General features: G+C 71.0%; 24 protein-coding genes. 14 read left to right on the plus strand and 10 right to left on the minus strand.

Going from position 1 to position 25,932, the window contains the following annotated elements:
* Nucleotides 1-67 precede the first annotated feature (67 nt).
* Nucleotides 68-934 carry a hypothetical protein gene (locus tag ACGFJ7_RS39170; protein WP_360251806.1) on the minus strand — a complete coding sequence of 289 codons (867 nt, stop codon included), beginning with the start codon at nt 932-934 and terminating at the stop codon, nt 68-70.
* 52 nt (nt 935-986) lie between these two features.
* Nucleotides 987-1,766: an enoyl-CoA hydratase-related protein gene (locus ACGFJ7_RS39175; RefSeq protein ID WP_360251809.1), complete on the minus strand. Its 780-nt coding sequence runs from the start codon at nt 1,764-1,766 to the stop codon at nt 987-989.
* 36 nt (nt 1,767-1,802) lie between these two features.
* Here ACGFJ7_RS39175 and hemW point away from each other — a divergent pair, with 36 nt between their 5' ends.
* A complete protein-coding gene (gene hemW, locus ACGFJ7_RS39180; RefSeq protein WP_360251812.1) occupies nt 1,803-3,005 on the plus strand; it encodes a radical SAM family heme chaperone HemW in 1,203 nt (400 codons plus the stop codon).
* 33 nt (nt 3,006-3,038) lie between these two features.
* Here the strand turns inward: hemW and ACGFJ7_RS39185 are convergent, their stop codons facing one another.
* Nucleotides 3,039-3,593, minus strand: a complete 555-nt coding sequence (locus tag ACGFJ7_RS39185; protein ID WP_360251815.1) for a DUF4870 domain-containing protein — start codon at nt 3,591-3,593, stop codon at nt 3,039-3,041.
* Nucleotides 3,594-3,746: 153 nt separating this feature from the next.
* On the opposite strand from ACGFJ7_RS39185, the gene hrcA reads away from it, so the two are divergent.
* Together hrcA and dnaJ are read left to right on the plus strand one after the other, a co-directional pair.
* Nucleotides 3,747-4,769 (plus strand): heat-inducible transcriptional repressor HrcA, encoded by a 1,023-nt coding sequence (gene hrcA / locus ACGFJ7_RS39190; protein WP_360251818.1) that lies wholly within the window; start codon nt 3,747-3,749, stop codon nt 4,767-4,769.
* A 17-nt stretch (nt 4,770-4,786) separates the two neighbouring features.
* The gene (dnaJ, locus tag ACGFJ7_RS39195; protein WP_360251821.1) at nt 4,787-5,929 is read left to right on the plus strand and encodes a molecular chaperone DnaJ; all 1,143 of its coding nucleotides are present in this window, start codon (nt 4,787-4,789) and stop codon (nt 5,927-5,929) included.
* A 258-nt stretch (nt 5,930-6,187) separates the two neighbouring features.
* Here dnaJ and ACGFJ7_RS39200 read toward each other — a convergent pair whose 3' ends face one another.
* The 3 genes from ACGFJ7_RS39200 to ACGFJ7_RS39210 form a co-directional block, all read right to left on the minus strand.
* Nucleotides 6,188-6,496, minus strand: coding sequence for a hypothetical protein (locus ACGFJ7_RS39200; RefSeq protein WP_360251824.1), 309 nt, complete (start codon nt 6,494-6,496; stop codon nt 6,188-6,190).
* A 364-nt stretch (nt 6,497-6,860) separates the two neighbouring features.
* On the minus strand, nt 6,861-7,721 hold the full coding sequence (locus ACGFJ7_RS39205) for an IclR family transcriptional regulator C-terminal domain-containing protein (RefSeq protein ID WP_360251827.1): 861 nt from the start codon (nt 7,719-7,721) through the stop codon (nt 6,861-6,863).
* A 3-nt stretch (nt 7,722-7,724) separates the two neighbouring features.
* Nucleotides 7,725-9,161, minus strand: coding sequence for an amidohydrolase family protein (locus tag ACGFJ7_RS39210; RefSeq protein WP_360251830.1), 1,437 nt, complete (start codon nt 9,159-9,161; stop codon nt 7,725-7,727).
* 178 nt (nt 9,162-9,339) lie between these two features.
* On the opposite strand from ACGFJ7_RS39210, the gene ACGFJ7_RS39215 reads away from it, so the two are divergent.
* From ACGFJ7_RS39215 to ACGFJ7_RS39235, 5 genes are read left to right on the plus strand one after another with little or no spacing between them, the layout of a single operon-like run.
* On the plus strand, nt 9,340-10,461 hold the full coding sequence (locus ACGFJ7_RS39215; RefSeq protein ID WP_392646980.1) for a CaiB/BaiF CoA transferase family protein: 1,122 nt from the start codon (nt 9,340-9,342) through the stop codon (nt 10,459-10,461).
* Nucleotides 10,446-11,225 (plus strand): citryl-CoA lyase, encoded by a 780-nt coding sequence (locus ACGFJ7_RS39220; RefSeq protein WP_360251836.1) that lies wholly within the window; start codon nt 10,446-10,448, stop codon nt 11,223-11,225. The genes ACGFJ7_RS39215 and ACGFJ7_RS39220 overlap by 16 nt, the downstream gene beginning before the upstream one ends.
* 2 nt (nt 11,226-11,227) lie before the next feature.
* Complete coding sequence (locus ACGFJ7_RS39225) at nt 11,228-12,091, plus strand: extradiol ring-cleavage dioxygenase (RefSeq protein WP_360251839.1); 864 nt, start codon at nt 11,228-11,230, stop codon at nt 12,089-12,091.
* A complete protein-coding gene (locus tag ACGFJ7_RS39230; protein ID WP_360251842.1) occupies nt 12,088-12,450 on the plus strand; it encodes a hypothetical protein in 363 nt (120 codons plus the stop codon). The genes ACGFJ7_RS39225 and ACGFJ7_RS39230 overlap by 4 nt, the downstream gene beginning before the upstream one ends.
* On the plus strand, nt 12,447-13,409 hold the full coding sequence (locus tag ACGFJ7_RS39235; RefSeq protein ID WP_360251845.1) for a zinc-binding alcohol dehydrogenase family protein: 963 nt from the start codon (nt 12,447-12,449) through the stop codon (nt 13,407-13,409). Before ACGFJ7_RS39230 ends, ACGFJ7_RS39235 begins: the two co-directional genes overlap by 4 nt.
* Before the next feature lie 216 nt (nt 13,410-13,625).
* Here the strand turns inward: ACGFJ7_RS39235 and ACGFJ7_RS39240 are convergent, their stop codons facing one another.
* Complete coding sequence (locus ACGFJ7_RS39240; RefSeq protein ID WP_392646983.1) at nt 13,626-14,690, minus strand: sigma-70 family RNA polymerase sigma factor; 1,065 nt, start codon at nt 14,688-14,690, stop codon at nt 13,626-13,628.
* A gap of 139 nt (nt 14,691-14,829) precedes the next feature.
* Between ACGFJ7_RS39240 and ACGFJ7_RS39245 the strand changes: the two genes are divergently transcribed.
* The 3 genes from ACGFJ7_RS39245 to ACGFJ7_RS39255 all read left to right on the plus strand — a co-directional run bounded on the left by ACGFJ7_RS39245 (nt 14,830) and on the right by ACGFJ7_RS39255 (nt 17,121).
* The gene (locus tag ACGFJ7_RS39245; RefSeq protein WP_360251848.1) at nt 14,830-15,285 is read left to right on the plus strand and encodes a carboxymuconolactone decarboxylase family protein; all 456 of its coding nucleotides are present in this window, start codon (nt 14,830-14,832) and stop codon (nt 15,283-15,285) included.
* Between the two features lie 71 nt (nt 15,286-15,356).
* Nucleotides 15,357-16,349 carry a hypothetical protein gene (locus tag ACGFJ7_RS39250; protein WP_392646985.1) on the plus strand — a complete coding sequence of 331 codons (993 nt, stop codon included), beginning with the start codon at nt 15,357-15,359 and terminating at the stop codon, nt 16,347-16,349.
* Nucleotides 16,350-16,386: 37 nt separating this feature from the next.
* Nucleotides 16,387-17,121: a 16S rRNA (uracil(1498)-N(3))-methyltransferase gene (locus tag ACGFJ7_RS39255; RefSeq protein WP_360251854.1), complete on the plus strand. Its 735-nt coding sequence runs from the start codon at nt 16,387-16,389 to the stop codon at nt 17,119-17,121.
* 15 nt (nt 17,122-17,136) lie between these two features.
* Here ACGFJ7_RS39255 and ACGFJ7_RS39260 read toward each other — a convergent pair whose 3' ends face one another.
* Together ACGFJ7_RS39260 and ACGFJ7_RS39265 are read right to left on the minus strand one after the other, a co-directional pair.
* Nucleotides 17,137-17,976 carry a hypothetical protein gene (locus ACGFJ7_RS39260; protein ID WP_392646987.1) on the minus strand — a complete coding sequence of 280 codons (840 nt, stop codon included), beginning with the start codon at nt 17,974-17,976 and terminating at the stop codon, nt 17,137-17,139.
* A complete protein-coding gene (locus ACGFJ7_RS39265; RefSeq protein ID WP_392646989.1) occupies nt 17,976-18,350 on the minus strand; it encodes an S-adenosylmethionine decarboxylase in 375 nt (124 codons plus the stop codon). Before ACGFJ7_RS39265 ends, ACGFJ7_RS39260 begins: the two co-directional genes overlap by 1 nt.
* 1,353 nt (nt 18,351-19,703) lie before the next feature.
* Between ACGFJ7_RS39265 and ACGFJ7_RS39270 the strand changes: the two genes are divergently transcribed.
* From ACGFJ7_RS39270 to ACGFJ7_RS39280, 3 genes are all read left to right on the plus strand, one after another.
* Nucleotides 19,704-21,230, plus strand: coding sequence for an ABC transporter ATP-binding protein (locus ACGFJ7_RS39270; RefSeq protein WP_360251866.1), 1,527 nt, complete (start codon nt 19,704-19,706; stop codon nt 21,228-21,230).
* A 91-nt stretch (nt 21,231-21,321) separates the two neighbouring features.
* Nucleotides 21,322-23,052, plus strand: a complete 1,731-nt coding sequence (locus ACGFJ7_RS39275; protein ID WP_360251869.1) for an ABC transporter ATP-binding protein — start codon at nt 21,322-21,324, stop codon at nt 23,050-23,052.
* 40 nt (nt 23,053-23,092) lie between these two features.
* The gene (locus tag ACGFJ7_RS39280; protein ID WP_392646991.1) at nt 23,093-23,521 is read left to right on the plus strand and encodes a PleD family two-component system response regulator; all 429 of its coding nucleotides are present in this window, start codon (nt 23,093-23,095) and stop codon (nt 23,519-23,521) included.
* On the opposite strand, the gene ACGFJ7_RS39285 is transcribed toward ACGFJ7_RS39280, so the two are convergent.
* A complete protein-coding gene (locus tag ACGFJ7_RS39285; RefSeq protein ID WP_392646993.1) occupies nt 23,518-25,881 on the minus strand; it encodes a glycoside hydrolase family 3 protein in 2,364 nt (787 codons plus the stop codon). The two genes, ACGFJ7_RS39280 and ACGFJ7_RS39285, sit on opposite strands and share 4 nt — an antisense overlap.
* Between the last annotated feature and the right edge of the window lie 51 nt (nt 25,882-25,932).

Raw genomic sequence — 25,932 nt, forward strand, 5'->3', positions numbered from 1 at the left:
GCTCAACATCACTCAGGGTGAGTAAAACGCCGTCCGAAATTTCCGGCCACACACCGAAAATCGGACGTCAATCGAACACTTCGGCGATCACGCGGCCCCTGTCGGCGCCACCCTGCGCGGTCGCCGCCTGCCACTTGCCGTCCGGCGCGTGCCACTCCAGATCGGCGAAACGTACCCGTTCGAGACCGGTCGCCGAGGCATGGGCGACGAGCCAGTGGGCATAGCGCCAGCCGGCGTTCACGTCGGCCACCGCGACGGTCAGGCCGGCCACCGGCCCGGCGGTCGCCGACTCGGTCAGGCCCTTGCCCCAGTCGAGCCGCAGGCCCTCCATCAGGGCGGCCGACGCGGCGGCGCCACGCAGCACCGGCGAACCGCTCACCGAGCACTCCACCGCGCCGGTGGCCCGGCCGGTCAGCGCCTTGGCCAGCACGGCGGACTCGTCGGCCCACTTCTCGTACGCGTTCGGGTAGGCCGAGCGCTGCACCTTCTGCGCGGCGTCGGTGACCCGCATCTTCTGGTAGCCCTTGACCTTCTTCAGCGCGGTGTAGAACCGGTCGGCCGAATACCTCGGATCCTTGATCTTCTCGACCGTGCCCCAGCCCTGGCTGGGACGCTGCTGGAAGAGGCCGACCGAGTCGCGGTCGCCGGTGTCGAGGTTCTCCAGCTTCGACTCCTGGAGCGCGGTGGCCAGCGCGATCACCACGGCCCGCTCGGGCATGCCCTTGCGGACGCCCACGGCCGTGATGGTGGCCGCGTTGGCCATCTGCACGTAGTCGAGCGTCACCTCGCCGTCGGCCCGCACGACGCACTCCGGGCCGATCTTGGGCAGCTTGAGGCCGCCGGAGAAGGAGCGGACGACGGCGAACACGCCGAGCGCACCAACGAGCGTCACCACCGCCAGTGCCGCCACGACCGGTGTCCTGCGCACCCACACCCCCAAAGTTGTTCAGGCAACAAGAGTAGTCAACGAGATCACCACTACCTGGTCACTGCTGACCGGTCGCTGGGACCCAGGCGGCGTCGCGCTTCTCCCGGAAGGCGGCGACACCTTCGCGGCCCTCGGCCGAGCGGAAGTATCCGGCCGAACGCTGAGAGAGTTCTGCGAGCTCCTCGCGGACGCTTTCCTTGGGCGTACGGCGGAGAAGTTGTTTGGCGCCCGCGAGGGCGAGTGGCCCGCCGCGCACGAGCCCGGCGCAGTACCGCTCGATCGAGGCGTCCAGATCGGTGGCCTCGACGGCCGCGGTGACCAGGCCGATCTCGGCCGCCCGGGCGCCGTCGAAGACGTCGCCGGTGAGGTAGAGCTCGGCCGCCGCGCGCGGCGCCAGGCGGGGGAGCACGGTGGCGCTGATGACGGCCGGGATGACGCCGAGGCGTACCTCGGAGAAGGCGAACGTCGCCTCGGTCGTGCAGACGGCGATGTCGGCGGCGGCGATCAGGCCGAGCCCGCCGGCGCGGGCGGGACCGCCGACGCGCGCGACCACGGGCTTGGGAAACTCCCAGAGCGCGGCCAGGACGTCGGCCAGGAGCTCGGCCGGGACCCGGCCGGTCTCGCGGGCCTCGGCGGTCTCCTTGAGGTCGGCGCCCGAGCAGAACACGGGGCCGGTGTGCGAGAGGACCACGACCCGGGCCGAGGCGTCGGTCACGGCCTCGGCCAGCGCGTCCAGCAGCTCGCGCATCAGGGGGGTGGAGAGTGCGTTGCGGTTCGCCGGGCTGTCCAGGGTCATGGTGGTCACCCCGGCGTCGGTGACGGTACGGACCAGAGCCATGGCGGCACCCTAACGGGCGGCGTGCACACTTGAGGGATGGCCGGCGCACTTCCCGATGGTTTACCTGTTCCTTCCGACGGGTCGCTTCCCGCGACCGCGACGGCTGAGGCCGGCAAGAACGGATTCGCGGTCTATGTCCACGTGCCGTTCTGCGCTTCTCGATGCGGTTACTGCGATTTCAACACCTATACCGCGTCGGAGCTGGGCGGCGGGGGCAGCCGGGAGGCGTATGCCGAAACGGTTCTGCGCGAGTTGAGGCTGGCAAGTAAAGCCGTAAATCCCGAAAAAGTGGACACGGTGTTCTTCGGCGGCGGAACGCCGACGCTCCTGAGCGCGGACGATCTCGGGCGGATCCTCGCCGGGATCGATGAGACGTGGGGGTTGGCGCCCGGCGCCGAGGTGACCACTGAGGCGAATCCGGAATCTGTTGATCTGTCGTATCTGAGGACGCTGCGAAAGCACGGCTTCAACCGGATCTCGCTCGGTATGCAGTCGGCGGCGCCCGCGGTGCTGCGGATCCTGGACCGCAAGCACACGGCGGGCCGCGCGCCGCAGGCCGCCCGCGAGGCCCGCGAAGCCGGGTTCGAGCACGTCAACCTCGACCTCATCTACGGGACGCCGGGCGAGACGGCGGAGGACTTCGACGCGTCGCTGCGGGCGGTCGTCGACGCGGGTGTCGACCACGTCAGCGCGTACTCCCTGATCGTCGAGGACGGGACCCGGATGGCCGCCCGCATGCGGCGCGGCGAGATCCCGTACCCCTCGGACGACGTCGCCGCCGACCGCTACCTGGCGGCCGAACAGCAGCTGAGCGGGGCCGGCTTCGAGTGGTACGAGGTGTCGAACTGGGCCACCTCGGACGCGGCCCGCTGCCGGCACAACCTGCTCTACTGGACCGGCGCCGACTGGTGGGGTCTCGGGCCGGGCGCGCACAGCCACGTCGGCGGGGTGCGCTGGTGGAACGTCAAGCACCCCACGGCGTACGCGCAAAGGCTGGCCGAAGGTGTCTCGCCCGGTCACGCGCGCGAGCTGCTGACCGACGAGGACCGGCACGTCGAGGACGTCATGCTGCGCGTGCGGCTGCGCGACGGCATCGCCCTCGACCGGGTCGACCAGGTCGGCGCCAAGCAGGCCCTGGCCAACGGCTTGCTTGACGCCCGGGCGTACGAGAAAGGGCGTCTGGAACTGACCCTGCGTGGCCGGTTGCTGGCCGACGCCGTGATTCGCGACGTCGTCTGACTGTGGAACGCCGGGCCCCCGTGCCCGGCTCGGCTACTTGATGAGCTTCAACGACATCGGATAGTCGTACGGCTCGTTGTTGCTCGCCTTCACACCGGCGATGATGCCGAAGATGATGGCGATCAGCGCGGCCACCGGAATGATGATGAAGCCGATGACGATGCAGGACGTCACCCAGCCGATCAGGGTGACGATCGCCCAGGTGATCTGGAAGTTGAGCGCCTTCACCGACTCGGCGCGCACCGACGGCGACAGGTTGCCCTTGGCCAGCAGCGAGATCAGCGGCGCGATCCAGCCGGAGAGGCCACCGCCGAGGAACGCGCCCGCGGCCCCGCCGAAGTGGGCGACCAGGATCCACGTGCGGTCGTCCTGCGTGGGAGCACCGCCGTATCCCTGCTGGTAACCCGGGGGAGGCGGCTGGTAGCCCGGCGGGGGCGGCTGATATCCGGGCGGCGGGCCGTAACCCGGCGGCGGGGTGTACGGCGGCGGTGTCGATCCGGAAGTCGGGTCGTTAGCCGCATAAGGGTTGAACGGCCTGGTGGGGTCATTCGGGTTCGGTTCACCAGGCGGACGAGGCGGTTCAGTCATGGCTGACACGGTAGGGCCGCACTTCAATGCGGTCGAGGGCGACATGCTGATGCCCTGTCTATTCATCCGCACTCGATCATCGCGCTGCCGTCCGCGGCGACGTAGACTGGCACTCTGTCATCCGGAGTGCCAAAGCAGTGGGGGAGGGGTCATATGAGTCTCGATGACCGCAAGCTCGAAGTGCTTCGGGCGATCGTCGAGGACTACGTCGAGACCCAGGAGCCCGTCGGCAGCAAGGCACTGGTCGAGCGCCACCAGCTGGGCGTCTCCCCGGCCACTGTGCGCAACGACATGGCGGTGCTGGAGGAGGAGGGCTACATCCGGCAGCCGCACACCAGCGCCGGCCGGGTGCCCACCGACGCCGGCTACCGGCTGTTCGTCGACCGCCTCTCCAAGGTCAAGGCGCTGAGCCCGGCCGAGCGGCGAGCCATCGAGCGGTTCCTGATCGGCGCCGTCGACCTGGACGACGTCGTGCACCGCACGGTGCGCCTGCTCGCCCAGCTCACCCGCCAGGTCGCGGTCGTGCAGTACCCGTCGCTGGCCCGCTCCTCGGTGCGTCACCTCGAGCTGGTGCCGATCTCCACCACGCGCCTCATGCTGGTGATGATCGCCGACACCGGCCGCGTCGAGCAGCGGCTGGTCGAGCTGCCCGGCCCGGTGCCGCCCGAGGACGTCACCGACCTGCGCCGCCGCGTCAACGAGAAGCTCGCCGGCAAGAAACTCGCCGACACCCCACCGCTGGTGCAGGGCCTGGTCGACGACTGCGCGCCGGAAAGCCGGGCCACGATGGCGTGCCTGGCCTCGGTGCTCCTCGAGACCTTGGTCGAGCGCAGTGAGGAACGCCTCGCGTTGGCGGGTACGGCTAACCTGACAAGAGGTGGGGTGCTGGACTTCCAAGGCACCCTCCGCCCGGTCCTCGAAGCCCTCGAGGAAGAGGTCATCCTGCTGAAGTTGATCGGCGACCTGGAACCGAGCACCACGCGGGTCCGGATCGGCGACGAGAACGAGATCGACAACCTGCGGTCGGCGTCCGTGGTCAGCACGGGGTACGGCCCCGGTGCGACGATCGTCGGTGGGCTCGGTGTGCTCGGCCCCACCCGGATGGACTACCCCGGCACCATCGCGACCGTGCGCGCGGTGGCACGCTACGTGGGCGACCTTCTAGCACAAAATTGACGAGGATTGCGGAGCCCGTGGCCAAGGACTACTACGGCATTCTCGGCGTGAGCCGGGAAGCCACCGACGACGAGATCAAGCGCGCCTACCGCAAACTGGCTCGGCAGTACCATCCGGACGTCAACCCGGACCCGGAAGCGCATGAGAAGTTCAAGGACATCAACGCGGCGTACGAGGTCCTGTCCGACGACCAGAAACGCCAGATCGTCGACCTGGGCGGCGACCCGCTCGCGCCCGGCGGCGGCATGGGTCCCGGCGGACCCGGCGGGGCCGGCGGCCCGTTCGTCGGCTTCCAGGACATCATGGATGCCTTCTTCGGCTCGGCGGCGGGCGGCGGCGGCCGCGGCCCACGCCCCCGCACCCGGCCCGGAGCGGACGCGATCCTGCGGCTCGAGCTGGACCTGAACGAGACGGCCTTCGGCGTCGAGGCGCCGATCACCGTCGACACGGCGGTGCTGTGCACCCAGTGCTCGGGCGCGGGCACGGCGCCGGGCACCCACCTGGCGACCTGCGAGACGTGCGGTGGCCGCGGCGAGGTGCAGAGCGTGCAGCGCACCTTCCTCGGCCAGGTGGTCTCGTCGCGCCCCTGCGCCACCTGCCAGGGCCACGGCACGGTCATCCCGCACCCGTGCCCGACCTGCGCCGGCGACGGCCGGGTGCGCACCCGCCGCTCGCTGACGGTGAAGATCCCGGCCGGCGTCGAGGACGGCATGCGCATCCGCCTGGCCCAGCAGGGCGAGGTCGGCCCCGGCGGCGGCACCCCCGGCGACCTGTACGTGGAGATCCACGAGCGCCCGCACGACGTCTACTCCCGCAAGGGCGACGACCTGCACTGCCGGGTGACGCTGCCGATGACCGCGGCCGCGCTGGGCACCCGCCTGACGATCAAGACGCTGGACAGCGAAGAGGCCATCGAGGTCAAATCCGGCACCCAGCCGGCCAGCACGCTGCGCATCCGCGGCAAGGGCGTGCCCCACCTGAGGGGCCAGGGCCGGGGCGACCTGTTCGTTCACCTCGACGTCAAGACCCCGACCAAGCTGACCGCCGACCAGGAACGCATGCTGCGCGACTTCGCCAAGACCCGAGGCGAGGACGTGGCCGAGCTCAGCAAGCAGGGCGGCTTCTTCAGCCGCATGCGAGACGCCTTCAACGGCCACTGAGCCTTTCCAGGTCAAAGGCAGGATGTCGTAGCGGGGTGGGGCGTACAGATCGCTGCTCCCGCCGAGGGCCCGGGCGGGGCGAGCAGGGCGCTGCGCGCCCGGAACGCTCACCCCACCCGGGCGACGTGCGTGAGTGGTCGCGCTCAAACCCCTAGCCCGGTCGTGGCGCTTCGGTCAGCCGCCTACTCGGCTGCTGGCCCGGCCGTGGTCCTTCGGTCAGCCGCCTACTCGGCTGCTGGCTCGGTCGTGGTCCTTCGGTCAGCCGCCTACTCGGCTGCTGGCTCGGTCGAGGAGCAGGGGGATGAGCTCTGCTCGCCAGATGTCCAGGTGGACGGCTCCGCTGGACGGCCCACCGTGGGCGAACTCCTCACGGACCACCCACGCGGTGGTCTCGGAGGCCAGGTTGACGCTGACCAGGCGGTCGAACTCGGCGTAGAGCAGCCGCTCGACCTCACTGAGGGACGGCGGTAGATAGGTCGTGGCGAGCCGCTCGGCCATCGCCCGCCACACCCATGGATCACCCCGGAGGCCCCAGCGTGGCGGCTCGGGTTCGAAGAGCTCAGACACCACCTTCATGAAATTCACTCATACCCGCCGATGGCCCGCCCCAAGCGGCCCTTAGCACAGTCTGGAAGCGCGACCGGCCCAAACGCCAACGCCCGGGCGCAGCCCTCGATCCCGGCGCGGACGTCCCCGGTCATTGCGCGACGGCATCCGTCGTGACGGGGCGGGACGGGTGGGGACGTCGGTACGGCGCCCGTCGTGACGGGGCGGGACGGGTGGGGACGTCGGTACGGCGCCCGTCGTGAAGGGGCGGGACGGGTGGTGACGTGGCCACGGGCGCCTGTCGTGGCGCGGGCGGCGCCGGTCGTCGTGTAGGGACGGGCGCCGGTCGTGGTGTGGGGGCGGCGCCGTCGCGGTGGAGGTGGCGTCAGTAGTGGGAAGCGGCGTCCATCGTGGCCGAGGCGGCGTCGGTCATGGCGGCGGCGGCGACCGTCGTGGTGGGGACGGCGGCCAGGCGGGCGTAGTCGGCGCTGATGTCGGCGGCGGTGCGCAGCAGGTGGGGCAGGTGTTTCTGGACCAGGGTCTCGACCGACGTCTCGGCCGCGTGCACGGTCACGTTGATCGCCGCGATGACCTGGCCGTTGCCGTCGCGCACGCCCGTGGCGACGGACCTGATCCCGGGCGCCAGGTCCTGGTCGGCGAGCGCCCAGCCGCGAGCCCGCACCTCCAGGAGCGCCGTCATGAAGACGTCGAGCGTGGGCCGGTACCGCGCGACGATGCCCGACCGGGAGTGCTCGGCCAGGATCTCGGGCACCACCCGGGGCTCCTTCGCGGCGAGCAGCACCTTGCCCATCGACGTCGCGGGGGCCGGGAACCGGGTGCCGATCGAGACCGCCAACGTCACGATCTTGGGTACCGCCACCCGGGCCACGTAGACGATGTCGCAGCCGTCAAGCTGCGCCATCGAGGTCGACTCGCCGGTGATGCCGACCAGCTCCTCCATGTGCGGCCGGGCCACCTCCCACAGGTTCAGCGAGTTGACGTACGCCATGCCCAGCTCGAGCACCCGCGGGGTCAGCGCGAAGCCGCGGCCCTCACTGCGCGCGTAGCCGAGCGCCTCCAACGTGAGCAGAATGCGACGCACCGTAGGCCGGGCCAGGCCGGTTTCGGCCGCGATGTCGCTCAGCGTCATCGACGGCTGGCCCGGACGGAAGGAACGCAGGACATCAAGGCCGCGCGCGAGGGCCTCGATGAAGTCAGGCCCCGTGCCCCTTCCGGTGTCGGTCATCTCCTAATGCTTCCACTGCGCCGATCCGGCGTCCCACTCGGTGTACTGGTACGGGTTCTCACGGATCGCCGTCTCGGGCACGTCGGGGTTCATCCCGCGCCGCCAGGCCTGTTCACCCATCGTCTCGCGCAGGTAGTCGACGGTCGCCTCGACCTTGGCCCGGGCGGCGGCCAGGTCGACGTCGACGAGCCGGCCGTCCTGCTTCACGACCCGGCCGCCGACCAGCACGGTGTGCACGTCGCCGCGCTGCGCCTGGAAGGCGACGTGCCCGTACGGGTGCAGGACCGGGAACATCACGGGCGACGCGTCGTTCTTGATCAGTACGATGTCGGCCTGCCGTCCCGGCGTGAGCGCGCCGAGCTGGGAGTCCAGGCCGAGCGCGCGGGCGCCGCCCCGGGTCGCCCACTCGACGACATGCTCGGCCCGCAGGTGGGCGTGTGTCACGGTCTCCTGCTTGGAGTGCGCCTCCAGGTGCTCACGCGAGCGGTCGGCCCCGAGCGTGGTGCGCATCGCGGAGAACAGGTCACCGCTCCACCAGACGCTGGTGTCCATCGACAGCGAGACCGGGATGTCGTGGTGGCGCAGCTGGAAGGTGGGCGGGTAGCCCTGGCCGGCGCTCTGCTCGCTCTCGGTGGAGACCGAGACGGAGCCGCCGGTGGCGGCGATCCGGTTGTACGAGTCGTGGGTGAGGGTGGCGGCATGCACGTACACGTTGCTGGGACCCATGAATCCGTTCTCGTGCATGAGCCGGATGCCGTCGTCGTTGGTGGCGCCCCAGACTCCGGCGTGCGTGGTGACGGCGACGCCGAGCTCGCGGGCGACCTCGAAGGCCGCCTTCTCCGGGAAGGCCGGGTCGCCGGTGACGTCGAAGGCCATCTGGAACCCGGCGAGCTTGCCGCCGTCGACCCGCCGGCGGTAGAAGTCGCGGAAGGCGCCGGAGGTCGCCCACTCCCACGGTCCCTGCTGGATGTTGCCGTAGGCCAGGACGAACCGGCCGGGCACGGCCTCGAGCGCGTCGACCGCGGCGTCGGCGTGATCGGCGGTCTGCAGGCCGTGTGACCAGTCCACGGTGGTGGTGACGCCGGCGTCGATCGCCTCGATCGCGGCCAGCAGGTTGCCGGCGTGGATGTCCTCGGGGCGGAACAGCTTGCCCGATTCCAGGTAGTACCAGACGAAGTACTGCGTGAGGGTCCAGTCGGCCCCGTAGCCGCGCATGGCGGTCTGCCACATGTGCCGATGGGTGTCGATCATGCCCGGCATGATCACGCCGCCGGTGGCGTCGATCTCGAGGGCGCCCTCGGGCGCGGTGAGGCCGGTGCCGACCTCGGCTATCCGGCCGTCGACCACGAGCACGTCGGCCCCGGAAAGAACGGTGTGTGAGTCGTCCATGGTCAGGACCAGGCCGTTACGCAGGATGGTCGGCCGGCTGTTCGTGCTCATCGCAGCTCCTCTCGGACGCTCGTCCGTCAAGCGGACAACGAGTTCGCGCCAGTCTTCTCCCGCCCTCTTCGCGGTGTCAATGGTTTGTTTCGAGCAGATCAACAGGCGTTGACAGCATGCAGATCTTGGTCGAGGCTGGTCCGGCGGACACATGTCCGTAGAACGGCGGTTGGGATTGATGGGGCCATTGAACGGCTTGCTGGTGGCGGACTTCTCGCGGATCCTCGCCGGGCCGTACGCGACGATGCTGCTGGCCGACCTCGGCGCGCAGGTGATCAAAGTGGAGGGACCGGGCGGCGACGACACCCGCACGTGGATGCCGCCCACCCGCGACGGCGTCTCGACGTACTACCTGGGCATCAACCGCAACAAGCGCTCGATCGCCCTCGACCTCAAGGATCCCGGCGACCTGGCCGCGGCGCGTGAGCTCGCCCGTCGGGCCGACGTCATGATCCAGAACTTCCGCCCGGGTGGCCTCGCCCGCTTCGGCCTCGACTACGAGTCCGTCGCCGCGGCCAACCCGGCGATCGTCTACGCGAGCATCAGCGGCTTCGGGTCCGGCGCCGGCGCCGACCTGCCCGGGTACGACCTGATGATCCAGGCGATTTCCGGCCTGATGAGCCTCACCGGCGACCCCGACGGGCCGGCTTACCGGGCCGGCATCTCGGTCTTCGACGTGATGGCCGGCATGCACGCCAACATCGGCATCCTCGCCGCTTTGCACCACCGCGGCGAGAGCGGGCGCGGTCAGCACGTCGAGGTCAACCTGCTCAGCTCGGCGCTCTCCGGCCTGGTCAACCACTCCAGCGGTTACGTCGCGGGCGGCACGGTGCCCTACCGGATGGGCAACGCCCACCCCAGCCTTTTCCCGTACGAGCCGTTGCCCACCGCCGACGGCGAGCTGATCGTCATCGCCGGCAACGGCGGGCAGTTCCGCAAGCTGTGCCAGGTGCTGGGCCTGCCCGACCTGCCGTCCGACCCGCGGTTCGGCCGCAACCAGGACCGCACGGCCAACCGTGCCGAACTGCGCCCGCTGCTCGTCGAGCGGCTGACGACCCGAACCAAGGACGAGTGGTTCCGCGACCTGATCGCGGCCGGCGTGCCGTGCGCGCCGATCAACACGATCGACGGCGGAGTGGCCCTGGCCGAGGAGCTCGGGCTCGACCCCGTCGTCACCGTCGGCGACGTGCCCGGCGTCCGTAACCCCATCACGTTTTCCGGCACTCCGGCGCGGTACGAGCTGCCGCCGCCCGGTCTGGACGAGCACGGCGAGGAGATCCGCAAGTGGCTGAGGAGCTGAGCTTCCCGACCGGCATCGGCACGTCGACGCCGACCAGCATCTCGCTGCTGGGACAGGATCTCGCCGCCGACCTGATGGGCAAGGTCGGCTTCGGTGAGCTGGCCTACTGGCTGGTCGCCGGGCGCCGGCCCACCCCGGGCGAGGTGCGGGTCTTCGAGGCGGTGCTCGTGGCGCTGGCCGATCACGGCTTCACCCCGACCGCGATCGCCGCCCGCCTGACGTACCTCTCCGCGCCGGAATCGTTGCAGGGCGCCCTGGCCGCCGGGCTCCTCGGCGGCGGTTCCCGGTTCCTCGGGGTTACCGAGGACTGCGGGCGCTTCCTCGCCGACACCTTGATCGAGGCCGGGACCGAGCGCGACTACGACGTCATCGCGCTCGAGGCGGTGCGCCGCGCCAAACAGGACGGTCGCTTCGTTCCGGGGCTCGGCCATCCGGTGCACAAGGACGAGGATCCGCGTACGCCCGTGCTGATCGCGATCGCCGAGCAGGAGGGACTGCGCGGGCCGCATCTGCGCCTGTTCGAGGCCATCGGGCGGGTCCATCCGCAGGTGCTCGGGCGCAAGCTGCCGCTCAACGGCGCCGGGGTGTGCGGCGCCGCCCTCGCCGACCTGGGGCTGCCCACCGAGCTGTTGCGGGGCTTCGCCCTGCTGGCCCGGGCGGCCGGCCTGCTCGGGCATCTCGCCGAGGAACGCCGCCGGCCGCTCGGCATGGAGATCTACAAAACCGTCGACCGCAACGCCGTCTACGAACCCCGAGAGGATTGACTATGGCCAGCATCGTCGCGGTCATCGCCTCCACCCACCACCCGTTCTACTACCGGGCCAGCACGGCGACGGGGGAGGACAGGCCGCCCTTCGCCGACGAGTGGACCCGCAAGATCCTGGCATTCCGCGAGACCCTCACCCGGGCCAACCCGGACGTGCTGGTCATGGTCGGCTCCGACCACTTCCACCAGCTCTGGCTGGACAACATGCCGCAGTTCCTGGTCGGCAAGGCGCCCTTCTACGACGCGAACTGGTACAACGAGGAACGCGAGTTCGGCCTGCCGCGGATGCTGCTCAAGGGCCAGGAGGATCTGTCGGCGCATGTGCTGCGGGCCGGCCTGGACGCCGGATTCGACTTGGCGTTCAGCAACGAGCTGCGCATCGACCACAGCATCACGTGCCCGATCATCACGCTGCGGCCCGAGGCCGACCTGCCGATCGTGCCGATCTACACCAACATCTTCGCGCCGCCGCTGCCGCAACCCTCGCGCTTCGTGAAGCTGGGCGAGACGATCCGGCAGATCGTCGAGCAGTGGCCGTCCGACCTGCGGGTCGCGATCATCGGCACCGGGCATCTGTCGCTCGAGCTGGGTGGCCCGCGGCAGTTCGGGCCGCACGGCCCCGACCCGGAATTCGACCGGCGGGCGGTCGAGTGGATCGCCTCCGGCGACCTCGACAACTGCCTGCGCGAGGTGACGCTGGACAGCCTGCACTCGCCGGGCAACGCCACCCACGGCTTCATGGACTTCATGCTGATGATGGGCGTGGCCGGGGCGGGGGCGAAAGCCCATCACGTCGACACGCTCGACCTGTTCCACACCATGGAGGCGTACTTCACCTGGTATCCGAACGGAGTTCCGGCGTGAGCAAATACCTGCTGAACAAGTTTTTGTACACAGTGGACCGCGACCCCGAGCTGGTGGAGCGCTACCGCGTCGAACCGCGCGAGATGGTGACCTGGTGGGAGGCCGAGCGCGCCAACTCGGTGCTCAACTGCCACACCGGTGAGGCGAGTACGTGGCTGCGCTTCTCCGACGCCGAGCGGGAAGCGCTCATCGCGCACGATCACGTGCGCCTGTTCGAGCTGGGCGCCCATCCGTTCCTCACGCTGACGCTGTTCATCGCGATGTTCGAGCGGGACAACACCGAGCCGCTGGAATACCAGAAGGCGTTCGGGATGCGGCTGGCCCACTTCGCGCAGCCGTACCCGGACATCGCGACATGATCCGCGCGGCCGTGCTGACCGTGTGCGGGCTGCCGCCGGCGGTGGCGGAGCGGCCCGCGCCGCCACCCGGCGACGGCCTCGTGCCGATCACTGTGGCGGCCGCGCCGATCACGCCGCTCGACCTGCTCTGCGCCTCGGGTACGAGCTACTTCGGTACGCCGGCCACACCGTACGTGCCGGGCGTGCAAGGCGTGGGGCACCGGGCGGACGGGGCGCCGGTCTGGTTCGCCACGCCCGCCGGCATGCGCCCGGGCGACGGCAGCATGGCGGCCGAGGTGGCGGTGCCGGCGGACGATGTCGTGGAGCTTCCGCCGGCGGTGCCGCTGCCATTGATCGCGGCGCTCGGGCTGTCGGCGGTGGCGGCCCACTCGGCTCTGACCCGCGCCGGCGGACTGGCCGCCGGGGAGCAGGTCGTCGTGCTCGGCGCCGGGGGAGTGGTGGGTCAGGCGGCGGTGCAGCTCGCGCTGCTGGCCGGTGCGCGCCGGGTCATCGCGGTGGCGCGCTGGGCGGATGCCCGGGCTCGGGCGGCGGAGCTCGGCGCGGCGGCGACCGTCCCGTTCACGCCCGGCGACGACGTGTCCACTATGGCCGGTTTGCTCCGGGAAGCCGCGGACGGGCCGGTCGATCTCGTGCTCGACCCGGTCTTCGGTGTGCCGGCCGCGGCCGCGCTGCGCGTGTTGCGGCCGGGCGGGCGGCTGGTCAACCTGGGCAGTGCGGCCGGCGCCGAGGCCCCGATCGAGTCGGCGGTGCTGCGTGCGGGTTCGCTGCGAATCATGGGCTACACCAACAACGGGCTGTCGCCCGGCGAGCGGGCCGAGTCGTTGCGGGTGATCGCCGGGCACGCCCTGGCCGGGCGCCTGGTCGTCGACCACGAGGTGGTGCTGTTCGAGTCCGTGGCCGAGGCATGGCAGAGGCAGGCGAGAGGAGAGGCTCGGGGCCGCATGGTGCTGACGTTCTGAGTCTCCGCATGTCGATCACGCGTTGGGGGAACTGCACGGATCGCGGCCGTCGCCGTCCGCTTCCCTCCGCCAGTCGCGCGGTCACCGGGCGTCTCCCGATCCCCGTCTCCCGGATCAAGCGAAGGGTGAGGTGCCGCCACATCTCACCCGGCGCCGGTCCGGGAGGCGGCCCGTCCGGGGGAGTGGATGCTGGGCTGCTCGGGCTTGGGGAGATCTCTAGAGCGGTTCGATGGTGAGTGTGGACAAGCGGGTGGGGTCGGCTATGGCGTCCATCGCGGTGATCTGACCGGCCTCGAAAGTGAGCCGGACCGCTATCCGGGTCATGCCGCCGGGGGCGACGGCTATGCCGACGGTGCCGTCGATCAGGGCGGTGACGGCGGTTGCGGCGCGGCCGGAGAAGAACTGGGCCACGAGGGTCGAACCGTCGATCTCGGCGGGGGCGCCGAGCTTGCGGCCGGCCTCGTCGACGCGGAGGCGGACGTCGGGGTCGAGCAGGCTCAGCAGGGTGACGAAATCGCCGGCCCGGGAGGCGGCCAGGAAAGCGTCGACGATGTCGCGCGGGGCCGTTCGGTGGGACGCGGGGCGCCCGGCATCACGTCTCAGGGACGCCCGCCCGGTCACCGGCGTGGCGACTTCGGGAGTCGCGGTCTCGGCCATTGCGATGGGCGGTGCCGGGGTCGACGGTGCCGCGCGGGGCGGTGCCGAGGTGGGCGTCGTCGCGCGCGGCGGTGCTGGGGTGGGCGGTGTCGCGCGGGGCGGTGCCGGGGTGGGCGGTGCCGCGTGGGGCGGTGGTGTGGGCTGCGGCTTGGTGTGGGACTGGATTCGGCGGCGGGCTCGGCTGGCCAACTGGCGGGCGGCTTCGGGGGAGCGGCCGACTACGGGGGCTATCTCGTCGAACGGGACGGCGAAAAGGTCGTGCAGGACGAAAGCCAGACGCTCCACCGGGGACAGGGTTTCCAGGACGACCATCAAGGCCAGGCCCACCGAGTCGGCCAGAACGGCTTCCTGTTCGGGGTCGGTGGACGGGCGGTGGGCCGGAGGTTCCGTCTCGTACGCGTCCTCGCGGCGCGTGGTTCGGGAACGCAGCATGTCCAGGCAGACGCGGCCGACGACGGTGGTCAGCCAGGCGTCGAGGTTGTCGATGGTGTCGGCGCCGGCTCGGTTCAGGCGCAGCCAGGCCTCCTGGACGGCGTCCTCGGCCTCGGCTGTGGAGCCCAGCATGCGGTGGGCCACCGCTCGCAGCCTCGGCCGGTTCGCCTCGAAGTGGTCGTGCACGTCCATGGTGTCCTCCCCGTGCGGCCGTGACGAACATGTGACGGCCGCCACATCGGTCACAGTGTGGCGGTCCGGTCCGTCGACCTGCCGACGGATGAGAGCGCGCGGATGTGACGCGTTCCGAACGAAAGTCGGAGGAGACATCATGCAGGCGCGGATCGAGAACCCGGCGGAACTGCTTCCGGACGCGGTCAAGGCGATCAACCTGTTGTACAAGGCGGCACACTCGGCGGGCGTGCCCGCCGGCACGCTGGAACTGGTGCATCTGCGGGCGAGTCAGATCAACGGTTGTGGGCCGTGCGTCGACTCTGGGGCGCGGGCCGCGCGCAAGAACGGCGAGACGGACGAGCGGCTCTTCGCCATCGCGGTGTGGCGGGAGACGCCGTACTTCACCGAAGCCGAAAGAGCCGCGCTCGCCCTGGCCGAGGCGGCGACCCGGCTGGCCGACCGGGCCGACGCGGTGCCCGACGACATCTGGAACGAGGCGGCGAAACACTTCGACGACAGCGGACTGGCGGCGATCGTGCTGTGGATCGCCACCACCAACCTGTTCAACCGCATCAACGTCACGACCCGGCAGCAGGCGCCGCAGAACTGGTGACCGAGTCGGAACGGCGACGATCGGCCATTCAGCCATGGAACGTGACGTGCTCACCGGACTAACATGCCGTCATGACGGGGAGCGACGTCCCCCGCGGAGTCCGGGTGATCACGCTGCTGGCCTGGCTGATGGTGCCGGCCGGAGTGTTGCTGGTCGCCGCCGGCGTGCTCGATCTGACGTGGTGGGCGTCCGGCGACGCGGCCCGGCTGACCGCGGTCATCACACAGACCAAGATTGAGTACGGGATCAACGAGCCCGCGCTCCTGCGAAACGGCGACGGGGCGGTCACGCTGATCGTGCTGGGGACGGCCGGTTTGACGTACGGGCTCCTGGCCCCGAAGATCCACCGCGGTCAGAAGTGGGCGCGGAGTTGGGCGCTCGGGATCGGCTTCGCGATCTTCCTGATCGGGATGCTGGGCGTCGGGGCGGACGCGAGCCAGCCGAGCTACCTGCGGGACTACTACGAGACGCTGACGTGGACGACGCAGACCGACCGGATGGCCGAGATCAAGGCTCTCGTCTACCCGGCCTGGTACCAGTGGTTCGAAGACTTCGCGCAGGGGCTGGGCGCGGTGGCGGCACTCGCCGTCGTGATCGGATTGTCGTGGTCCGCCGTCGTGCACGCCGACTACTTCGTGGGGGCACGCCCCGGTCGCTCCGGTGCGGGCAGTCCTAAGGACAGACCGGACGAGTGGGACGCCGCGCTGGCCCGGATCCGCGCCAGCGGCGGCATCGACGCGGTCCACGACGACCACCGCGCCGCCGGTCCGGCCCTGGACGCCCCGGATCGTGGTGGCCCGGCCGGTGATGGCCCGTTCAGTGGCGGCCCGCGTGATAGCGGCCGGGACAGCGGCGGCCGGGACAGCGGCGGGCCGGAAAGTGGCGGGCCCGACGCTGGGGCGATCGCGGGCTTGAACGACGGTCGCGGCTCGGGCGGTGCGGCCGGCGGCGGTGGTGGATGGGGCGGGAAGGGGACGTCCCGGTACGACGACGACATCGAACGGCTCTATCGGAGGCCGCCCAGGACGAACGGTGACGGCACCGACGCCGGGAAGGGTGACTGAGCGGCGGGGCGCGCGGGCGGTTCGGTAGCGTGCGGGAGTGTCTGCGCCGCTCTTTCTGGTTGAGGTCCTGCCTGGTGGGGCCACCTGCACGCTCGACGGGCCCGAAGGTCACCACGCCGCCACCGTGCAGCGGCTTCGGGTCGGTGAGTCGCTGATCCTCGCTGACGGGCGGGGTGGCAGCCTGACCGGCCGGGTCACCGCGGTCGGCAAGGGCAGCGTCGACGTCGAGGTGGTCGAGCGGGAGCAGGTCGCCGCGCCCGATCCGCGGCTGGTGGTGGTGCAGGGCATCGCCAAGGGCGACCGGGGTGAGCTGGCCGTGCAGGCGATGACCGAGATCGGTGTGGACGAGATCGTGCCGTGGGCGGCGTCCCGCTCGGTGGCGCAGTGGCGCGGGGACCGGGGCTTCAAGTCGCGGGACCGCTGGGCGTCCACCGCCCGCGAGGCGGCCAAGCAGGCGCGCCGGGCCTGGCTGCCCGAGGTCGGCGGCGATCCGGACTGCTCGACCAAGCAGGTCGCCGTACGCCTGTCCGCGGCGGCCGCGGCTTTCGTTCTGCACGAGGAGGCCACGGAACGTCTGACCACAGCGGACCTGCCGAGCGAAGGCGAGATCGTCCTGGTGGTCGGTCCCGAAGGTGGCATCAGCGACGCCGAGCGCGACACCTTCGTACAGGCCGGCGCAGTTGCCGTTCGTCTCGGCCGCGAGGTGCTCCGCACGTCGACGGCCGGGGTCGCCGCTCTCTCCGTTCTGTCCGCCCGGCTTCAGCGCTGGTAGGCGCCGCCGCGGGTGTCAGGACTGCTTGGCCAGCGGGCGGCGGCGCTCGAGGCCGGGGAGGGCGATGTGGGCGTCCAGGCCGCTGCCGGTGGAGACCTGGTGGGAGATCTTGGCGCCGAGGCGGCGGATGATCAGGCGGCGGAGGCCCTTGGCGCGGATCTCGCCGCTGAACGGTGCGCCGAGGCGGCGGAGCAGGCGGCTCTGGCGGGCCAGGGACGGCTCGATGTCGGCGAAGGGGACGTGCAGGGCCATCGTCGACGGTGAGCCCAGGTAGGCGAACGGGGCCGAGCCGGCCATCGGGACGAACGGGACACCCAGCAGGGCCAGGTTGCGGTGGGCGCGGTGGTCCAGGAGGGCTACCAGATGACGTACGCCGGCCCGGTGTCCCGCCTTGAGGAAGGTGCGGTAGAGCAGGGAACTCACCATCAGGCCCGACTTGCCGCCCCGGTAGGCCGGCAGGACGCCGATCGTGGCGAAGTCCCAGATCCGGCCGTCGTGCATGTGGTGCGTGGCGACGATCTCGGACAGGTCCTTGCCGATCAGGTCGGGCGCCTCGTCGAGGGTCTTGCCGCCGCCGTCGATCACCCGTCCGGCGCCGGCCGGCACGCCGGTGCGCCGGTCCAGGACCAGGAAGAAAAGGCTGCTTTCCTCGTACGGGCCGTATTCGGCGGCCATCTCGTCGGCATCGTTGCCGAACGTCTGCTCGAAGACCTGCCGCTCGACCGTACGGGCCACGGCGGCCAGCGGATCGGACGGGCCGACGGCCAGGGCGACGAAACGGCCGGCCGACGGGTGCGCGTCCAAGGCGGCGGCACAGCGAAGGCTGACCTCGGAGGACGAGAGCGCGTACGACATCAGAAGCCCTTCGCGACGATCTCGGTGGTGCGGAAGTACTCGGCCGTGAACGCGACGACCTTCTCCGGGTCGAACGCCTTGCAGGTGTAGATGTCGACGCTGAAGAACGAGATCGGGCGCTCCCACGAGTAGAAGTGCGCGCCCGAGGTCTCCCAGTGGATCCAGCCGGCCCAGCCGTACAGGTCGCTGCAGTGGGTCACCGGCTCGATCAGCGTGATCATGTCGGTCACGACCGACAGCTGGGACAGGTAGTCCTTGATGTGCTCGGCGGTGATCACATACGTGGGGTAACCCTCCACGACCAGTCGCTGACGGTGAATCATCGGAGCGAGGTCACGGTACGTGGCGTCGGCGTGCAGGGCGGGGAGCGTCATGGGAGCGTTCCTTACGGGCTAATCGGACCAACCAGGCGTCTCCTACTATAGGCCGAAATTACGGAGAGTGAAAGCGGCTCTCATCACACAGAGTCACAACGGCGACGAACATGAACGTGATCACGAAGCAGCGAGTTGGTTAGGCTAGCCTTCCGTCATGGTTCTGACGCGCTCCGCAACATCCGCGCGCCCGGCCACCCCGCGCGGCCCGGGTTTGAGGGCCTCCGCCGCCATCCACAGCGCGACCCTTGTGCCGCCGGCCCACGACATCGACCGCCCCGCCATTGGGTCCCGGGGGCTGCCGGCTCCCGTCACCGGCTACCCCGCCACTCGGCCCCGGGGGCTGCCGGCTCCCGTCACCGGCTACCCCGCCACTCGGCCCGGCAGGCTGCTGGCGCGTATCACCGGCCAAGGTGCCATTCGGTTCGGCCGGCTGCCGATGCATGGTGCTGATCGAGGTGGCGTTTGGCTCGGTGGGCTGCTGGCGCATCGTGCCGGTCGAGGCGCCGTTTGGTTCGGTGGGCTGCTGGCGCGCGTCACTGGCCGGGGTGTCATTCGGCTCGGCGGGCTGTCTGCGTATGGGGCCGGTCGACGCGCCATCTGGTCTGGCGAGCCGTCGACCGGCGGCGCCGAAGGGTTGTCGGGCGGTGCGGCGAGCTGTCGGTCGATGTCTCCGGCCGGCCCGTTTTTCCGCTCGGCGAGCTGCCGTCCGGGACCCGTGATCGCCTTCGTGGGCGCTCTGGTCTTGATCTCGGGGATCTGCCGGGCCAAGGTCGGTACCCGATGAACGTGGATCAAGCCGGCCCGGGCGGAGCCTTTCGCGGATGAGCGGTGATTTCGAGCGCCGCGCGATCGTGCCGCGACCGGTCGCCCACGTGCCGGTGCGACCTTCGGCCGTCGCCGCGCGGACGGCAACCCTGACCGGGCCGGGCACCGGCGCATTGGTTCATCGTGAAGGTGGAATCCCGGATGGCCGTGTCGGCGGCTGTCTGTGGGCAGGGGGCGCCCAACGGGCTGGGCTGGAGAAGCGTCGGCCCGGGCGCCGTGCTGCGTGCGCACGGCTTTCGACCGTTCGGGCCGGTGAGCGGCTAGGACGCGTACGGGTCGAAGCGTCTCGTCTGGCCTCTTTGAACGCCGTGCCGCTGATGGCGCATGTGCCCATCCGTGCGCCCGGGTCGTCGTGACGTGGCGGCGCGGTTGCCGGTGGAGGGGACCTATTCCGATGGAAGCTGTTGCGGCAGGGGAGGAAGCAGTGAGTCTCGCGGCACGCGAGCATGAGGGCCCGGACGTGGTCGAGGGCGGGTTCGCGACGATCAGCGCCACGCCGGCCGAACAGACTGCCGGGTGGCGGCCGTGAACATTCTGTGGCGGGCGCTTGTTCGTAATCGGGGCAGGGTTTCCCTCGGCACCTTTCTCATCGGGGTGCACCAGGCCTGCGAGGCGCTGGTGCCGATCCTCATCGGGGTGATCGTCGATCGGGCGGTGGCGACCCGCGATCTCGGGCAACTGGTGATCTGGGTCGGTGTGCTGGGGATGCTCTTCCTGGCGCTGACCACGGCGTACCGACTCGGCGCGCGCCTTCTGATGCGGGCCATCGCCGACGAAGCTCACCTGCTGCGGCTGGAGGTCGCGGCGAAGGTCCTCGATCCGCGCACCGAGGTGCGTACGGGCGACGTGCTGACGATCTCGACTACCGACGCGGACACCACCTCCTACCTGCTGGACTATCTGCCGCGCCTGTTCGGCGCGCTGGTTGCCACGGCCATCTCCGCGGTCGGGCTCTGCCTCATCTCCGTACGGCTGGGACTGGTTGTACTCATAGGGACACCTCTGGTGCTTCTGGCGTTGCAAAGGGCGGCGCCGAGAATCACGAAACGTGTGGCGGCGCGGCAGGAGGTGGCCGGGCGGGCGGCGTCTCTGGCCACCGATCTGGTGACCGGTCTGCGGCCTTTGCGGGGGATCGGCGCGCAGGAGGCGGCAGCGCACCGCTATCGCGAGGTGAGCCGCGAGTCGCTGGAGGCGACGCTGCGGGCGGCCCGCACGATGGGGCGGTTCCAGGCGGCCTCGTCGACCGTCAGCACACTTCTGGCCTGCGGCATCGCGATTCTGGCGGGGTGGTTCGCGCTGAGTGGGCGGATCACGCCGGGCGAGCTGGTGACAGTGATCGGGCTGGCCGCGTTCCTGGGCGAGCCGTTCGGGACGCTGTCGGCGGCGCCCGGCTGGATCGCGTCGTCGCGGGCGTCGGCCGAGCGGATCGCCTCGGTGCTCACCGTCTCGCCGCAGAACCCGCCGGCCGGAGAAAATCCGATTCCTTCGGTACGGGGTGGTGAATGCGTCGGCGTGGTGGTCGAGTCCGACGCGGCCGCCCTGGTCGAGCTCTTCGACGACGGTTCGCCCGACGTGCTGGTCGCGCCGCATCATCCCGAGCTGTTCTCCGGCACGATCCGCCAGAACCTCATAAACCCCGAAAAATCTGATTTGCCGTACGTGTTGACGGCATCAGCGGCGGACGACGTTGTAGCGGCCCACCCGGACGGCCTGGACCACGCGATCGCCGACCGGGGCGCGGCACTGAGTGGCGGACAGCGGCAGCGGCTGGCACTCGCCCGCGCGCTCCTGGCCGAGCCGAAACTGCTGGTCCTGCACGAGCCGACGACGGCCGTGGACGCGGTGACCGAGCACGCGATCGCCCGCGGCATCCGCGACCTGCGCCACCGCCCGGGCTCGACACTGGGCACGCTGCTGGTCACGACGAGCCCCGCCCTGCTGGCCGTCACCGACCGCGTGGTCGTCCTCCGCGACGGCGAGGTGGTCGCCACCGGCACACACGCGTCGCTCGCCGCCACAGACGAGACGTACCGCGCGGCGGTCCTCCGATGACGGGTGATTCGGATTTGTCCGCTGTGAAGAGATGCGGCGGCCTACTGCAAAGCGGCGAGCGTGGTGGTGGGTGGGGAAGGGTGATGCTCCGGTGAGCGATTCTTCTCTGCCGATCGCGTCTACCGGGGAGACGTGGGCCTGGGTCTGCCGGCAGTTGCGGGAGCGGAAAGGGGAACTGGCGCTCACCGTGGCCGTCGGGCTTGTGGCGGCGGGGGCCTCGGTGGTTCCGGTGACCGCGCTGGGGCGGTTGGTCGATCTCGTGCGGGATGACGCCTCGCACACCAGCCTCGTGTCGATCGCTGTGCTTGTCGTGGTGGCCGCTCTCGTCGGGGGTGTCGCCGCCGGGGCCACCACCGCCCTGGTCAGCCGGCTGGGGGAGCGGATCCTGGCCAAGCTTCGCGAGGAGACCGTCGGGGTCGCGTTGCGGCTGCCGGGGCCGACGCTCGACCGGGCGGGGCGCGGCGACCTGCTCTCGCGGGTCGGGGCCGACGTCGCCGCCGTCGGTAACGCCGCCGGGGAAGTCCTGCCCACCGTCATCTCGGCGCTTCTGCTCGGTGTGCTCAGCCTGGCCGCGATGTTCGGGCTGGACTGGCGGCTCGGGGTGGCCGGGCTCGCCGCCGTACCGTCCTATCTTCTCGCCCTTCGCTGGTATCTGCCCCGGTCGGCGCCGATCTACGCGGCCGAGCGCTCCGCCATCGGGGCCCGGTCGCAGCTGCTCATGGAGAGCCTTCAAGGTGTGCGCACCGTGCACGCGTACCGGCTGGAACGCCGTCACCTGAACGCGATCGACGACGCCTCGGCCCGGGCCCGCGATCTCTCCGTCGGGGTTTTCACGCTCTTCACCCGGTTTGTCGGGCGGATCAACCGGGCCGAACTGCTCGGCCTCGCGACGATTCTGGTGGCCGGGTTCTGGTTCGTGCGGGCGGGCTGGGTCACCGTCGGTGAGACCGCCGCCGCGGCCGTGCTCTTCCACCGGCTGTTCAACCCGATCTCGATGATCCTGTTCACCTTCGACGAGATCCAAGCCGCCGGGGCCGGGCTGGCCCGCCTGGTCGGGGTGGGCACGCTGCCGGTGGCGCCGGCCGGCACGGCGCCGCTGCGTACGGCCGAACTGACCCTCGACAATGTGACCTTCGGGTACGACGACCGGGTGAAGGTGCTCGACGGGATCACCCTGCGGGTCGCGCCCGGCGAGCGGGTGGCGCTGGTCGGCTCGACCGGCGCCGGCAAGACCACCGTCGCCTCCATCGCGGCCGGGATTCTGCGGCCCTCGGCGGGTACGGCCGCTGTCGGTGGGGTCCCGGTCGACCAGTTGGCGCCCGGGATCGTGGCGATCATCAGCCAGGAGACCCACGTCTTCGCCGGGCCGCTGATCGAGGATCTGCGGCTGGCCGCACCGGACGCCGACCGGGAGGAGGCCGAGGCCGCCCTCGAACGGGTCGGCGCGCTCGACTGGGCCCGCGCCCTGCCCGCCGGGCTCGACACGATCGTCGGCGAGGGTGGTCATCCGCTCACCGCCGCCCAAGGTCAGCAGCTGGCGCTGGCCCGGCTGGTCCTGCTCGACCCCGCGGTCGCCGTGCTCGACGAGGCGACGGCCGAGGCCGGCAGCGCCGGGGCGCGTGAGCTGGAGGAGTCCGCGCTCTGCGCCACCAAGGGCCGTACCACCCTGTTGGTCGCGCACCGGCTCACCCAGGCCGCCGGCGCCGATCGGATCATCGTGCTGGAGCACGGCTCGGTGCTGGAGGAGGGCACCCACGACGACCTGGTCGCGGCCGGCGGGCGCTACGCCACGCTCTGGTCGGCCTGGCAGAGCCGCGGCTGACTTCTCTCATGCCCGGAGGGCGGGAGCCGATGGTGGGGCCATGAAGTTGTCGTTCAAGCTGGATGGGTCGGGCATGGCGAGCTGGAAGCCGGCCGACGACCCGGTCGTGCTGGTGGCCGACGACGACGAGGACGTCCGCGACCTGCTGACGTTCAAGCTCGAGCGAGCCGGCTTCCGGGTGATCGCCGCCGACAACGGCGCGACGGCGCTGGACCTGGTCCGGGCCAACCGCCCGGACGCGGTCATCCTCGACATCGACATGCCGGGCCTGGACGGCCTCACCGTCTGCCATCAGCTGCGCGCCTCGGCCGCGACCCACGGCATCCCGGTGCTGATGTGCAGTGGCCGCACCCGCGACCTCGACGTGGATTTCGGTTTCCACGTCGGGGCCGGGGACTACGTGGTGAAGCCGTTCAAGCCCGACGACCTGCTGCGCCGCCTGCGTCTTCTGCTGCTGGGCGGCAGCTAGATCTTCAGGGTGGCGGTCACCTGAGGAGCGTCCACCGCGCGGCTCGCGATGATCCGGTACTCGCCGGGCAGCCGCTTCCAGCCGCCGTCCCAGATCTCGAACACGCGCGGCGGCAACGGGATCCGCACGGTCACCGTCTCGCCCGGGTGGGCCTCGACGTTCTCGAAACCGGCCAGCCAGCGCTCCGGACGGTTGGGGTCGACCGGCGACGGTCCCACGTACACCTGCACGACCTCCCGGCCGGCCCGCGCGCCCGTGTTGGTCAGGGTCACCACCGCCTCGGTCTCGTTGACGGCCATCTCGTCGTACCGCCACGAGGTGTAGCCCAGACCGTGACCGAAGGCGTAGAGAGGCGCCACGCCGGAGCGCAACCAACCCCGATAACCCATGAAGACGCCTTCGTCGTACGCCACGACACCGTCCCGCGGCTCGATCGCCAGCACCGGGCAGTCCTCCTCCCGGCGCGGCCAGGTGGTGGGCAGGCGCCCGCCCGGCTCGGCCACGCCGAGCAGCACGTCGGCCAGGGCGGCGCCCGCCTCCTGACCGGGGAACCAGGTGAGCAGGACGGCCGCGACCTGGTCGGCCCACGGCATCAGCACCGGGGAGCCGGCGTTGACCACCACGACCGTCCGGGGATTGGCCGCGGCCACCCGCGACACCAGCTCGTCCTGCCGGCCCGGCAGCGCCAGCGACCGCCGGTCGAAGCCCTCCGACTCGACCTGCTCGGTCGTGCCGACCACCACCACCGCCACGTCGGAGCCGGCGGCCAGGCGCACCGCCTCTTCGATCATCCCGTCCGCGTCCGGCGACGGCGGGCGGTGACCGAGCGTCGTCGCGACCGAGTGGGCCATGCCGCGTTCGAGGGTCTGGCGCAGCACGACCGGTGCCGGCACGCCGGCCTCCAGCTCGACGGTGACCCGCTGCTCGCGCGGGGACAGCAGCAGGTCGGCGCGGCCCGTGCCCGGCGGGTGCAGCGAACCCTCGTACAGAAGCGTGTCGTTGATCCTCAGCTCGAACGTGCCGAAGCCGGAGACGGCGAAGGTGTGCTCGCCCGCGACGTCCGGGACGAAGGTGGCCTCCAGCACGATGGACTCGACGTCCTGGGGGTCGAGGCCGCCGGGCAGCGAGCCGATCCAGCGGACGGCGGCCGGGTTGACCGTGAAGGAGTGGCTGCCGACGGTGACGCGGGTGTCCGACCACTGCGGACCGTGGGCGGCCGGCAGGAACGGGCGGGGGTCGGCGCCGATCGCGTATTCGACGTCCACTCCGGACAGTGCGCGGGCCAGGCCGTCGAGCGGAGAGATCGTGTGCGGTGGGGAGACCTGAGCGCTGCCGCCGCCGAGCACCCGCGCGTCGGTGGCCAGGGCGCCGATGACGGCGACCTTGGTCAGGGCCGCCGCTTCCAGCGGCAGGGTGTAGTTCTCGTTCCGGACCAGCACGAACGAGCGCGCCGCGACCTCGTGTGCCACCGCGTCGCCATCGTACTTATCGGGATTTGCCGGAATCGGGCCGAGGGCGCCGACGCGCCGGGCGAGCCGGAGAACCCGCCTGACCTTGTCGTCGATGATCTCCTCGGCGACCTGCCCGCTCTTCACCGCCGCGACCAGTTTGCCGCCCCACGGGTTCTCCAGCGCCGGCATGGCGATGTCGAGACCGCCCAGGGCGGCGTCGACCGTGCTGCGCGCCGCCCGCCAGTCGGAGACGACGACGCCGTCGAAGCCCCACTCGTCCTTCAGGACGCCCTGCTGGAGTGGTCCGTTCGAGGCCATCGGGAGGCCGTTCACGCCGTTGTAGGCGCTCATCACGCCCCAGCCGCCCTCCTGGACGACCCGCTCGAACGGCGCCAGGTAGATCTCGCGCAGCGCCCGCTCGGGGATCCGGACGTCGACCTCCATCCGGTCGGTCTCGAAGTCGTTGCCGACCAGATGCTTGACCGTCGTGCCGACGCCCTCGCCCTGCACGCCGCGCACGAAACCGGCCGCGATCTCGCCGCTGAGCAGCGGATCCTCCGAGTAGCACTCGAAGTGCCGCCCGTTCAGCGGGGTGCGCTGCATGTTCACCGTCGGCCCGAGCAGCACGTGCACGCCCTTGCGCCGCGACTCCAGCCCGAGCAGCCGGCCCGCCCGCTCGGCCAGCTCGACATCCCACGCCGCGGCCAGCGCCGTCGGGCTCGGCAGCGCGACCGACGGGTCGTCCGGGGCCCAGCCGGTCCCGCGTACGCCGATCGGCCCGTCCGACATCACCAGCGAGCGCAACCCGATCCGCTCGATCGCCGGCAGCGACCAGAAGTCCTGCCCGGCCAGCAGCGACACCTTCTCCTCGAGGCTCAACTGCCCGAGCAACCGCTCGACATCGTCCATGGAAGCGCTCCCATCCCTGTGGTTCACGCGAGTGAGCTTAAGATCTGCGAG

Origin of the sequence: Actinoplanes sp. NPDC048988 (assembly GCF_043197815.1) — a bacterium.
Lineage (GTDB): Bacteria > Actinomycetota > Actinomycetes > Mycobacteriales > Micromonosporaceae > Actinoplanes.